Source organism: Paenibacillus sp. Z3-2 (assembly GCF_054161325.1).
In genome coordinates this window covers 2700880-2713040 of sequence record NZ_CP096397.1, presented here as the reverse complement: position 1 = coordinate 2713040, position 12161 = coordinate 2700880, and the positions used below count along the sequence as shown (strand labels likewise).

The following is a 12161-nucleotide window of genomic DNA, read 5'->3' as shown; positions in this document are numbered from 1 at the left end:
TGAAAAATACGTCCGCATGTTTGGTTCATGCCAAGGTCACAGACACCATCGAAAATGCAAAAAATCCTAACTACGAGCAAGGAATAATCGATTCCTTGGCATCGTAGTTAGGAAGTATAGGCTTCCCGTAGAGACCCTCGCCCTGTGTACACTTTCGGCCTGCGAGGTTATACGAAATGATATATGCAATTTGATGTAATTCGTGTGTGACGACTTTTCATATATTACATGGGAGGTGAGGTGGTGTCAACCCTATTCGATGTAAAAGTTAAAATACCTGATTGGAGTTCGAGGAATCCCACTCCAATGTTTGCTGTAGACCTGCCTTCAATCCATCCAAATCCAGCCCATCCACGGCAAAAGCCTCACGGATCAGAGACGGCGCGACGAATTCATCATACTTGCCTAGATAAGGTGCTTCATCTTCAGCCAGTAACGCAGATGCGTCCTGAGCTGACCGACACTCACTCATGATTTCGGCTAACAAAGTTCGTTCATCGACCTTGCCGGACACTACAAAATAATAGGGCTCCATGGGTACAACAGAACGCAAAGCAAGTTTGCCGGACAGATTATGCTTCATCAAGCGCTCCAAGGTACGGAAAGATTTACTTCCCACCCATGGAAGAACATACATGGAATCTCCCCCTGCGGGAATAACGACTTGCTTCAGCAGACCACTCTCGCGAGCGAGGCGGCGTGCTCGTTCCAGTCGATTGACGGCTTGCGGTGACAGGTACGGATAGATGGTCGAGTCGGACAACACTTCACGCATTTTCTGTACTACCGTCGTATGAATATCTCCTCCCGCCCCAAGCCATAACGTATCCACTTTTCCTTTGGCAGACTTCACATACACAGCCTTGTGCTTATGGTCCACCTCTTCTACTTTCCACAGTTTGCCTGCGAGCGAGAAGCAATACCCCGGTGGGGGTACGGTTGTGATGGAACCAATCTCTTCGGAACCATTCAGCACTTTATGTTCCTCATCGTCCTTGAACACTGCGTAGAAGCGATAATTATTCACAATTTTCTCACCGGTAAGTCCAATAATTAAAGTTCGCTCTTCTGTCCATTGCAGGTGATCTGTATCGATGAGGTAATTCAGGAATACCTGATATTGATCGGGGCTCATCAACGAGAACGGTGCGAGCGAGAGGATTGCTTCCGCAAGGTCTCTCGGCTCCGCCTCCCCCATACTTTTCAGCATGCTCATCGTCTGATGGTAGAGTACACCTATGGGCATTTTGCGGGCTTCAAGCGGCTCGACCCATTTCGTTTTTACATATAGTTCAATAACAGAAATCGCACGCATCAACGTCCATGGCATCCGTGCTGGTAATTGCGCTTCTTCATCTTCTTCCTCCGGACATACAAAGAGCATTTCCGAAGCCATGTCTTCCCGTCTTCCCGAACGGCCCAGCCGTTGCACAAAACTAGACGCACTATAAGGTGCACCAAGCTGAACCACACGTTCCAGCTCGCCCAGATCGATGCCCAGTTCGAGCGTGACTGTTGCTGCAGCAACAGCAGGCCCTGATCCGGTGCGAAGGGCAGCTTCCGTCTCCTCCCTCAACATAGCCGAGATACTTCCATGATGCACATGGAACACATCACGTTCCTCTCTGCGAGCCGCAACGCGTCTCATCTCAAGAATGGTGACTTCGGCATCCGTGCGACTGTTGGTGAAGATCAGCGCTTTTTTGCGATGTGTGCTCTCATAGATGAAGTCATAGTAGGCTTTGCGGGCGTTATGAAGCTGTTCCGCCTGTTCTTCATCCTGTGCATCAGGGAAAGAGAAATGTTCCACTCGCAGTCGCAGCTTGCGCCCCCCCGGGGAAGAGACCACATCTACCCCCTGCTGCGTTCCGGCAGCAAGCCAGGCTGTAGCCGCATTATAGTCACTAAGTGTAGCGGACAAGCCAACTCTTCGCGGTGCACAGCCAGCCATTCGCTCTATTCTGGCAAGCTCGCTGAGTACCTGAATGCCCCGATCCGCTCCCATGAAGGCATGTACCTCATCGATGATGACATACCGCAGATCATGAAACAGTGCCGGAATCGCATTCGGGCGATTCATAAGCAGGCCTTCCAGAGATTCTGGGGTAATCTGGAGCACACCAGACGGGTTCTTCATCAGTTTTGTTTTCTCCGCCTGAGGTACGTCCCCGTGCCAATGCCAAACCGGAATATTTCCTTCCGATAACAGATCCTTAAGACGTTCAAATTGGTCATTAATCAGGGCTTTCAAAGGTCCAATGTACAAAATGCCAACCGATTTAGAAGGCCGTTCATACAGCTCGGTCAATGCAGGAAAAAAAGCCGCCTCCGTCTTGCCGGAGGCCGTTCCCGCCGCAATCAGCATATGGTGCGGGGTATGAAAGCAGATATTGCAGGCTTCAATCTGTGCAGGCCGAAGCGATTCCCATCTTTTTTTATAAATAAACTCCTGAACAAACGGCGCCAGCCGATAGAATGGATTATCACTCATAATTCGAACTCCGCCAGAAAATCGTCCAGATCATCCGGATTCGCGGATGCATCCCCTTTTCCCGTTTCCTGAGGTTTGGCAGCCCGGTCACCAAGTAATTGAGTATAAGTCACTTCGGGATTCTGGTGGAGCGTATGCAGTACATCCATAAAGTCCCTTACCACTTCACGCGTCGTCAGCAATTCATCCGCACCCAGTCGGTTCACTGCCGTTTGCATAAAATCAACCAATTGTTCATCCGTGAGACTTGCGCTGTATCCAAAATGCAGGGCATGAATCTGTCGCAGCTTCTGGAGCAGAATCAGAATCTCTTCATGCGATAACATCGCCAGTTTCAGGATCGGGCCTGTATAATTCGCATACGCTTTGGCTGCATAGCGACCATCAATAAGCCTGGAGCGAAGCGCTTCATAGCTGTATAGTCCGCGCCGTTCATCCTCTACAAATTGTGGTGTACCACCTACAAATATGCCCAAGTGCTCCGCCTTGCCCTGCATCGTATCATTAAACATGGTCAGCAATTTCTCATAGTTGCTTTGTCTGGAGACGCTGTTTGTAATTTTGTACAGATTCACCGCTTCATCAATGAATAATAGCAATCCCTTGTAACCAATTCGCGCTGTAAATTCAGACCATAATTTAAAGTAGTCATACCAGTTGTCATCGTCAATGATGACCCCGACAGAGAGTTCTTTTTTCGCTTCTGTTTTGGTTGCAAATTCTCCTCGAAGCCAGCGAAGCGCCGCCTGTTTGCGATCATCATCAGCCAACTTGTACCCGTTCCAGTAAGACGCCAGTACTTTGGCAAAATCAAAGCCGTGAACCAGATTCTGCATCTCACCCGTCACCGCATAGATCTGCTTCTCTACTTCCAGCGGCAGAGCGGGGTCATCCGGGCGCAGGTTCTGACTCTGCATCGTGGATTGTTGCAGCCCTGCGATCCATTTTTGCAAAATCGGCTCCAAGGCTCCTCCATCAGGTCGCGTGCGTGTAGACAGACGAGTCATCAGCTCACGATATGTAGCAAGTCCCTGACCCTTGGTGCCCACCAATCGTCGCTCCGGTGACAGATCCGCATCCGCCACAACGAAATCGCGATCCATGGCATAGTTACGAATCATTTGCAAAAGAAAGCTTTTACCACTGCCGTAACGGCCGGTGATGAGCTTGAACGCTGCGCCGCCCTCGGCGATATTGTCCATATCTCGCAAGATCGCGTCTACTTCAGGCTTACGACCAACAGCAATTTGCTCCAGTCCTATGCGCGGGACAACACCCGCTGTTAATGAATTTACAAGTGCGGTGGTCAACCGCTTCGGTATTTTAAGTTCTGTCACTGCGTATCACCTCTTCACATGTTCGAACACATCTATATAATCAGGAACAATCCGGTCCCCATCAATCAGAAGATCACCGATCGTGTCCATAGCCACATCATTAATTTCATCCAGCAGAAGCGTAGGCATCGTTCCATATTGCTCAGCTAGACGCATCAGATCCGTATCCGGGTTTGCGCCAAGAAGGGCATGGATTGCTTGCACCTGCTGAGCAGACAGCTCTTTGGCAAAATGCAGCCACTCTTCATCCAGATCAGCCTCAACAGACTCGTCCCACTGCAACCTAATGGATTCTGCTGACGCTCCTGCTGCAATCTCTTCTGCAGATGGGTCCGGCTCCAATGAACCTTCAGTTGGAGTTATCTCGTCCGATGCTCCCAGTGCATCTAATCGATTACTCCCAACATTTGCATCGTTAACCTCTTCATCCTTCACTTCAGAAGAGTGATCATCCTCAATCGTAAGTGCCATTCGCACGTACTCACTTTCCTGCTGTAACGACGCCAGTTTCTCTGTATCAATACGGATCACCGGTTGTTCCACAGACTCCGCCTGCTCGGTCGCATATGCTTTGTCCAGGTAACGCTCAATCAGATTCGCAAGTTCAGGCTCTAGGGTCTGTCCACGCAATCGGCCTCTGAATCCGAGCAGTTCACGAAGTTTATTTTCAGTACATCGATAGATCCGGGTCACCATCTGCACAAAATTAGCCTGTTCACCTATGGGCATATATCTGTACGATACCGATCTTCCATAGATCGAATCATCATAGACTGCTTTGCGAAACAGGATGCGCTCCACCTTACGTTCATCTTTGGGTTCAAACTCAGGCAACAGTCCAACTTGTCGCGTACGTTCCAGGTACGAATGAACCAATGCCATGACTCTTGGAATGTACTGCTCCATCACTTCTTTGCCGCCATCTCTATAGAACTTACTAAGTGTAATATCGTAATCATAGTATCTTAGCAGCATATTCAGCGAAATATCCGATAACTTCCCTTGTAAAATACGCTGTAGCTCCATATCCAGCATCTCCGCTGGCAGATATCCGCCCGAAAGGTCCATGACTTCGGATAATGACGTCTCCATCTGATGGATCAGTACATAATCAACCATCCATTCTTTCATATATATATTTAGTTGAGGAAGTCGTTCACGGTAGTTCACCCATAACTGTTTTAATTGATCATACCCATCCAGAGGATTCTGCCAGCCAATGCCGTTAATTAGCTCGTAGATATGAATGAATAGATAGGACAGATCGGTATCCGGGTATCTCCCCTCGCGTACTTCCTTCCTCCAATACATATACCACTTACGCTGGGCTTCATTCATCACGCCATACGTTGGCCAGTAACTCATGAAGGGTACCCACGGGGATATGTCTCCCTCCATCTCTGCCCATTGCCTTGCTTCCTCTACAAAACGTTTCTCTGAGGACAATATGCCTCCACGATGCTGCATCCCATCATATGCACTCTGCACAATGGTTGAACGATCAGGAATCGAAACAGCCGCTGTCTCCGGTTCTTCACTCAGATCTATCTCCATAAATTCCAATTGTCTTGAATCGTCTTTCATAGAACGTTATCTCACCCTCCTCCAAGACGGAATACGAACAAGTGTATCCATAGGGATCATTATATCACTTGTCCTGTGTCTGCGGTGACGAAATTAAGACATTCTTGGACACAAAAAAAGAAGGCATTTCTGCCCTCTTTTCTTCATGGTCAAAATGAACGTTGTATAGGCAAAAATCACACAACGATTGCCCGATTCTTCCCTTCACTTTTCGCTTTGCGCCAGCGTGATTAGTTCAACTTATATAGATTCTTTCTAAAATATGAAAAAAAGTCCGCCCTACGTATTAATCCACTGATCAAGCAGTCGGAAAGTCTCTGATGCACTGTGCACCATGTTATCATGATCTTCCGGAGTTGTGATGGACTGCTGCAGCAAACCCATGAATTCGCTCCATCTTGTTCTTGTCTCAGTACCATAGGCATTGAAATATTCCAATCCACGATCAGCTTCAATCGGCAGGAACTGCGACAATCGTTTGGTCATGATCTGTCCACCGTTCGTAGATCCTTCAATCACATACAGATATCCAAACAAACGGGCAGGTGTTGAAATATCCGGCAATTCTTCACAGAGCGGAAGTTGGCGGATCTCCTCTTCACTCGCACCAAGATTGTGCAGATCTTTCTCCAGTAATCCAGCCTTGCCTCTAATCTCAATATCCAGTCCCGTACTTCCCCAGAAAGGCCGCTGTACAGCCTGATCCTCCAGCGGTTTCAGAAATCCATAGAATTTCTCTAAATATGTTCTATATTCTTCTATCGTCACCGTTTGATTCATAATGGCTTTCGCATAAGGGTTCTGTTCGACTTGTCTGTGATAATGAGCGGTCTCGCTCTTCAGACGTTCCATAATATTCGTTGCTGTCATCGTAGTTATCCCCTTTCACAATCTGTTCTGATATTGCAAATTCATGCTTATCCTCAATTCAATCTCGTTGTATCTCTAAAACAGAAACTACTTGCGCTCCAATCAGATCCACTTAACGCAGACAAAGACTCTATGTAAGTATACTTATTCTGGTTAGAGAACACTATATGAATCCAACATCAGTACGTACTCCATACCTTCCTTCGTTGTTATCTTAACTGACCTGAGGTTTCTATGCCACAACAACTTACTCCCCAACATGGTACACTAGCTTTATATCCTGTCATTGGAGGAATACGCCATATGGACTTTACTGTTCAAGACATTGTACTTCATCTTACAGATAACATTGAACTGCCGGAAAACACGGTGGATCAGCTCATTACAGGCTCCCTTGCTCAAAGGGTCACAGGTATTATCATTGCTTTTATGCCGACGCAACATGTCATTGAACAAGCCATTAAGCATGGTGCCAACCTGATCATTGCGCACGAGTCTCCCTTTTATAACCATCATAGTCATACGGATTGGCTCGCAAGCGATCCTGTTTATGTACACAAAAGGAAAATGATCGACGAAGCGAGTATTTCCATCTATCGATGTCATGATATCATCCATCGATTTCAACCCGATGGCATTACGGAAGGATTGATTAAGGCACTGCGATGGTCCCCTTATGTGGAGCAACGACTACCGGAAGCAGATATCCTTTCTTTGCCGGAAGGTCAGACTGTCCAGGCTGTTGCACAACATGTAAAAAGCTCCCTGGGGATCGATTATGTACGTGTTGCTGGCGATGTGAAAACGGTCTGTCAACGCGTAGGGGTATTGGTTGGTTTTCGCGGCAATGGTCATGTGACAATTCCCCTGATTAAGCACAACCAATTGGATCTCATCATCGCTGGAGAAGGGTTCGAATGGGAGACTCCAGAGTATATTCGTGATGCTGTGCAACAAGGACAGTCCAAAGCACTGATCATGATGGGGCATGCCGAAAGCGAGGCTTCAGGGATGAAGCTTTTGTCAGACAGGTTGGCAGCACACTTTCCCGAATTGACTGTTCGTTTTGCTGGTGAGAAACCTGTTTACACTGTGATCTAATGTTTTTTTTGTACGGAAGGACTTAGCTGACTGGTTCTAATCTCATTGCCAACCGTCCCCCGGGGCTTTACATTCTTTCAACGCCCGGGATCAAATCTAACGAGTTATAGTCACCCTATTCCTCAATTCCCCCTGTTTTACCGCCCCTTTTCTTCATGCCCCATCTGGATTTTCAGGGTTCTTTATTGTACTCTAAATGCTGTGACTTCAGATCTCAGGACATTTGTCCTTGGCGTTCGGGGTGAATTTATCATTAAATAGAAGTCGAAGTGATTTTGATAAGGAGAGTACATATGAGAGGAATTATTTTTGCATTACTGGGCGGTGCGTGTATCACGTTGCAAGGGGTTGCCAATACTCGGATTAGCACCGACATGGGTACATGGCAGGCTGCTACGATTACACAACTGACGGGATTCATACTAGCGGCGCTAATCCTGATGTTCGTTCGTGATACCAATCTTCAAGGACTCAAACAAGTAAAACCCATGTACATGGCTGGAGGCGCTTTTGGGGCTGTCATTATTTTCAGCGAAGTAACGGCCATTCAGCAAATCGGGGTTACATTCACGATCTCTGCTCTGTTGATCGCTCAGCTGTTCCTGACCTTCCTGGTTGATAGTAACGGATGGTTTGGCGTTGTGAAACAGAAGATGAAACTGCCACAATTTCTGGGCATTGCCTTAATGGTGACTGGCGTCATTATTATGAAACTATAGTTTATGAGAATAATTGGAACATATCGTCGGGGGTGAATAACAGCGTGCAAGAGATTCATGATGAGCAGCAATTAACTCAATACCTGAAGCAATATCAACTCGAAACGGTATTTCACGAGCCCTTGCGTCGCCATATGACGATATGCCACTTCGAGAAGTGTGAACTGATCTGCCGTGAAGGTGAAGCTTCCGAATACCTATACGTCCTGGTGGAAGGTAAAATCAAGATTTTCACAACCTCCGCACAGGACAAAACGCTGGTACTTTGTTTCAAAACACCGCTTGAAGTCGTTGGCGACGTGGAGTACGTCCGAGAGAGCAACATTGTCAATACGGTTCAGGTCGTATCGCCTGTTGTGATGCTTCGCATTCATTATCAATGGCTCGCTGAGCTCGCCAGCGATTACGCACCTTTACTGAAATTTTTGCTCAAGATCATCTCACATAAGTTCTATATCGACTCGAACTTTTCCAATTTCAACCTGATGTATCCCGTTGAGGTTCGTCTAGCCAGCTACCTGCTCTCCATCTCGACAGAAGAAGCTGGCAACGTGGTTCATGAAGAGCTGGACGCGTTCAATCTGACCGACATCGCGAATCTGATCGGCACCAGCTATCGACATCTCAATCGGGTGATCCAGAAGCTCTGTGCAGACGAATTGATTGAACGACATCAGGGATTGATTATGATTAAGGACCGTGCAGGTCTACGCGAAATAGCAGGTCACAATATTTATGAATAAGGAGTTCGACAACCATGTTAATCACAGGTATTTCGCTTGCACTGCTGGCAGGTGCACTTGTCAGTCTGCAGACGATTTTTAATAGCAAAGTCAATGAACGCACTGGTTCATGGTCCACCACAACAATGGTGCTTTTCACCGGATTCATTGCTTCATTCCTCATCTCCCTGCTAGTGGAGGGTAAAAATACATTCAGCTTCCAGCATATGGAGCCCTGGTACTGGCTCAGTGGAGCTATAGGTGTTGGTGTAGTCTTCTGTCTGGTGCAAGGGATGAAGTTGCTTGGCCCTACGTATGCGATCTCCATTGTGCTCACTTCTCAGCTGAGCTTCGCCCTGCTCTTTGATTCCATGGGGTGGCTCGGTCTGGAGCAAATTCCGTTTTCGTGGAATCAACTGCTCGGTGTACTTGTCATTGTGGGCGGAATTGTGTTATTCAAGTTCGGTGGGCATAAATCGGAAAAATCGGATCAGTCCCCTGGAACATTGCAGTCCGACTCGTAAAAGAACAAAAAAAGAGTGTCCATCCAATCAGCGGGATTGGATGGACACTCTTTTTAATCATTATAATGCGGTAAGAGTCATTCTCTTATACGAACTCTACGTTATGGTACACTTGCTGAACATCTTCAAGATCCTCAAGCGCATCGATCAGCTTCTCGAACTGAGCTTGTGCATCCTCTGGAAGTTCAATATGGTTTTGAGCCAACATCGTCAGCTCGGCTACTGTGAATTCAGTAACACCCGCAGCTTTGAATGCTTCCTGTACAGCGTGGAATTGATCCGGTTCTGCATATACAATCACAGCTTCGTCTTCGTCCACGATATCACGTACATCTACATCTGCTTCAAGCAGAAGTTCAAGCACTTCTTCGGAATTCTTGCCTTCTACACCGATAACAGCTGTTGGATCAAACATGTAAGCAACAGAACCACTGACACCCATGTTGCCCGCATTTTTGTTAAACGCAGAGCGCACTTCTGGCGCTGTACGATTCACGTTGTTGGTGAGTGCATCAACGATGACCATCGCACCATTCGGTCCGAAGCCTTCATAACGCAGCTCTTCATAATTCTCATCCCCGCTGCCTTTTGCTTTTTCCATCGCACGGTCAATGATGGCTTTGGGTACATTGTACGTCTTGGCACGTTCCAGCACGACTTTCAGTGCACGGTTCGCTTCCGGGTCCGGTTCGCCCTTCTTGGCAGCTACATAGATCTCAACACCGAATTTGGCGTAGACCCGGCTCGTGTTTGCATCTTTTGAAGCTTTCTTTTCCTTAATATTATTCCACTTACGACCCATATCGTTTCCGCTCACTTTCAACATGTAATCTGCTTTCTACTATGTCATTATATCTTGTTGAACGTACTTCAACAAGTTAATACACACGAAAAAATGGGAATACCTGCGGCGATTATCCATCTCCGTATGAAGTGTAGTCACCGTTTATCCTCTGATTTATCTCTCTGCAGCAACTATGGGTACCTCTATTCCAGCCTGTATAGAACACAAGAAGCACCCCATAAGGAATGCTTCTGTCCTAAAATAAGTCTTAACATTAATTCTTAACACCCGATCATTCAGGCATGAAATTGACGACCATCCAGCACTTCAGGAACATAACCCGCACGAATGACAAAGTCTCCGAAATGCTCTCCTTCAATGCGCTCTTTGGCATATTGATTAACCATTGGTGTCAACGTCTCCAGAATTTCGGTTTCGCCGATGTTTTCTTTGTACAGCTTATTCAAGCGATGTCCGGTGAAGCTGCCACCGAGATACAGATTGTATTTCCCCGGCGCTTTACCGATAAACGAAATCTCCGCCAGCATCGGTCTTGCGCATCCGTTCGGGCAGCCGGTCATACGAATGACAATCTCCTCGTCTCTCAGCCCAGCTTCGTCCAGTACAGGCTCCAGTTTATCGATCAGGGACGGCAAGTAACGTTCGGACTCAGCCATCGCGAGACCGCATGTCGGAAGCGCAACACAAGCCATCGAACTTCTGCGCAGCGCAGAGTAATGCGCACCATCGGTCAGATTGTATTGTTGAATCAGCGCTTCGATCTTTTTCTTCTTCTGGCTGCTGATATTACCGATGATCAGATTCTGGTTCGCCGTCAGACGGAAATCACCCGTGTGCACTTTGGCAATTTCACGCAGACCCGTCATGAGCGGATAGCCATCTACATCTTTTACCCGGCCATTCTGAATGAACAGCGTGTAGTGCCATCTGCCATTATTACCTTTTACCCAACCATATCGATCTCCGTTCGTCTCAAAATGATAAGGACGTGCTGCATCCAGTTTCCAACCCAAACGGGTAGTCAACTCTTCAATGAACCACTCCACACCACGGTCATCCAGCGTATATTTGAAACGAGCATGTTTACGAACGGCACGATCTCCATGATCGCGCTGAATCATGACTGTTTTCTCCGCAACATCAATCATTTGCTCCGGCGTACAGAACCCAATGACTTTGGACACCTGAGGATAGGTCTTTGAGTCACCATGAGACATGCCCATGCCACCGCCAACCGAAACGTTGAAGCCTTGCAGCTTACCGTTCTCCACAATAGCAATAAAGCCGAGATCCTGTGAAAAGACGTCCACATCATTGGATGGTGGTACAGCAATGCCGATTTTGAACTTACGTGGCAAATACACTTTGCCATAGATCGGTTCAACCTCTTCGTCAGAATCCTGGGAATCAATCACTTTCTCTCCGTCCAGCCACAGCTCATGATAAGCCCGCGTGCGAGGATCCAGATGATTACTCACCTGACAAGCCCACTCATACACTTCAGCATGCACATCGGATTGATTCGGATTCGGGTTACACATCACGTTACGGTTCACATCACCGCATGCAGCGAGTGTGCTTAGCAACGAATCGTTCACTTCACGGATCGTGTTCTTAAGATCCCACTTGAGTACGCCATGCAGCTGAAAAGACTGCCGTGTGGTCAGACGAATCGTCTCATTCGCATATTTATGTGCCACACGGTCCATCATCAACCATTGCTCTGGAGTCACAATACCACCGGAAGCACGTACACGTAGCATGAATTGATAGGCAGGCTCCAGCTTGGATTTGTGACGCTCATTACGCAGATCACGATCGTCCTGCATGTAACTGCCGTGATGCTTCATCAGTCGGTTATCGTCCTCTGGAATCGCACCCGTGATGCGATCAGCCAACGTTTCGGTCAGACTTCCGCGCAAGTAATCACTCTTGATCTTTATATCTTCCACATCACTATTCGTGCGCTGCGGGTTAAGTAAGTTATTATAAGCCATACTGCTTTCTC

The 12161-nt window shown here is 47.3% G+C and carries 10 protein-coding genes and 1 riboswitch; of the genes, 4 read left to right on the top strand and 6 right to left on the bottom strand.

What is annotated here, in order from left to right; genetic code table 11:
* Positions 1 to 84: 84 nt before the first annotated feature.
* Positions 85 to 195, bottom strand: a riboswitch (purine riboswitch).
* Positions 196 to 268: 73 nt separating this feature from the next.
* From M1D71_RS12295 to M1D71_RS12280, 4 genes are all read right to left on the bottom strand, one after another.
* Entirely contained in the window at positions 269 to 2491 is a 2223-nt protein-coding gene (locus M1D71_RS12295; protein ID WP_458126667.1) for a DEAD/DEAH box helicase, read from the bottom strand.
* Entirely contained in the window at positions 2488 to 3828 is a 1341-nt protein-coding gene (locus M1D71_RS12290; RefSeq protein ID WP_458126666.1) for an ATP-binding protein, read from the bottom strand. The genes M1D71_RS12295 and M1D71_RS12290 overlap by 4 nt, the downstream gene beginning before the upstream one ends.
* 6 nt (positions 3829 to 3834) lie before the next feature.
* Positions 3835 to 5412 carry a TerB N-terminal domain-containing protein gene (locus M1D71_RS12285; RefSeq protein WP_458126665.1) on the bottom strand — a complete coding sequence of 526 codons (1578 nt, stop codon included), beginning with the start codon at positions 5410 to 5412 and terminating at the stop codon, positions 3835 to 3837.
* Positions 5413 to 5691: 279 nt separating this feature from the next.
* A complete protein-coding gene (locus tag M1D71_RS12280; RefSeq protein ID WP_458126664.1) occupies positions 5692 to 6282 on the bottom strand; it encodes a biliverdin-producing heme oxygenase in 591 nt (196 codons plus the stop codon).
* Between the two features lie 303 nt (positions 6283 to 6585).
* On the opposite strand from M1D71_RS12280, the gene M1D71_RS12275 reads away from it, so the two are divergent.
* The 4 genes from M1D71_RS12275 to M1D71_RS12260 all read left to right on the top strand — a co-directional run bounded on the left by M1D71_RS12275 (position 6586) and on the right by M1D71_RS12260 (position 9348).
* A complete protein-coding gene (locus M1D71_RS12275; RefSeq protein WP_458126663.1) occupies positions 6586 to 7383 on the top strand; it encodes a Nif3-like dinuclear metal center hexameric protein in 798 nt (265 codons plus the stop codon).
* A gap of 293 nt (positions 7384 to 7676) precedes the next feature.
* Positions 7677 to 8102, top strand: a complete 426-nt coding sequence (locus M1D71_RS12270; protein ID WP_458126662.1) for a DMT family transporter — start codon at positions 7677 to 7679, stop codon at positions 8100 to 8102.
* A 44-nt stretch (positions 8103 to 8146) separates the two neighbouring features.
* Positions 8147 to 8845, top strand: a complete 699-nt coding sequence (locus M1D71_RS12265) for a Crp/Fnr family transcriptional regulator (protein WP_458126661.1) — start codon at positions 8147 to 8149, stop codon at positions 8843 to 8845.
* Between the two features lie 14 nt (positions 8846 to 8859).
* The gene (locus tag M1D71_RS12260) at positions 8860 to 9348 is read left to right on the top strand and encodes a DMT family transporter (protein WP_458126660.1); all 489 of its coding nucleotides are present in this window, start codon (positions 8860 to 8862) and stop codon (positions 9346 to 9348) included.
* A gap of 85 nt (positions 9349 to 9433) precedes the next feature.
* Here the strand turns inward: M1D71_RS12260 and M1D71_RS12255 are convergent, their stop codons facing one another.
* Both M1D71_RS12255 and cysI read right to left on the bottom strand, forming a co-directional pair.
* Positions 9434 to 10150, bottom strand: a complete 717-nt coding sequence (locus M1D71_RS12255; protein WP_026081105.1) for a YebC/PmpR family DNA-binding transcriptional regulator — start codon at positions 10148 to 10150, stop codon at positions 9434 to 9436.
* A 278-nt stretch (positions 10151 to 10428) separates the two neighbouring features.
* Positions 10429 to 12150 (bottom strand): assimilatory sulfite reductase (NADPH) hemoprotein subunit, encoded by a 1722-nt coding sequence (gene cysI, locus M1D71_RS12250; protein WP_458126659.1) that lies wholly within the window; start codon positions 12148 to 12150, stop codon positions 10429 to 10431.
* Positions 12151 to 12161: the final 11 nt, after the last annotated feature.

What these genes read in the sequence shown, in the direction of transcription:
- M1D71_RS12295 (WP_458126667.1), bottom strand. Translation starts at nt 2,491, where the DNA reads ATGAGTGATAATCCATTCTATCGGCTGGCGCCGTTTGTTCAGGAGTTT.
- M1D71_RS12285 (WP_458126665.1), bottom strand. Translation starts at nt 5,412, where the DNA reads ATGAAAGACGATTCAAGACAATTGGAATTTATGGAGATAGATCTGAGT.
- M1D71_RS12280 (WP_458126664.1), bottom strand. Translation starts at nt 6,282, where the DNA reads ATGACAGCAACGAATATTATGGAACGTCTGAAGAGCGAGACCGCTCAT.
- M1D71_RS12275 (WP_458126663.1), top strand. Translation starts at nt 6,586, where the DNA reads ATGGACTTTACTGTTCAAGACATTGTACTTCATCTTACAGATAACATT.
- M1D71_RS12270 (WP_458126662.1), top strand. Translation starts at nt 7,677, where the DNA reads ATGAGAGGAATTATTTTTGCATTACTGGGCGGTGCGTGTATCACGTTG.
- M1D71_RS12260 (WP_458126660.1), top strand. Translation starts at nt 8,860, where the DNA reads ATGTTAATCACAGGTATTTCGCTTGCACTGCTGGCAGGTGCACTTGTC.
- M1D71_RS12255 (WP_026081105.1), bottom strand. Translation starts at nt 10,150, where the DNA reads ATGGGTCGTAAGTGGAATAATATTAAGGAAAAGAAAGCTTCAAAAGAT.
- cysI (WP_458126659.1), bottom strand. Translation starts at nt 12,150, where the DNA reads ATGGCTTATAATAACTTACTTAACCCGCAGCGCACGAATAGTGATGTG.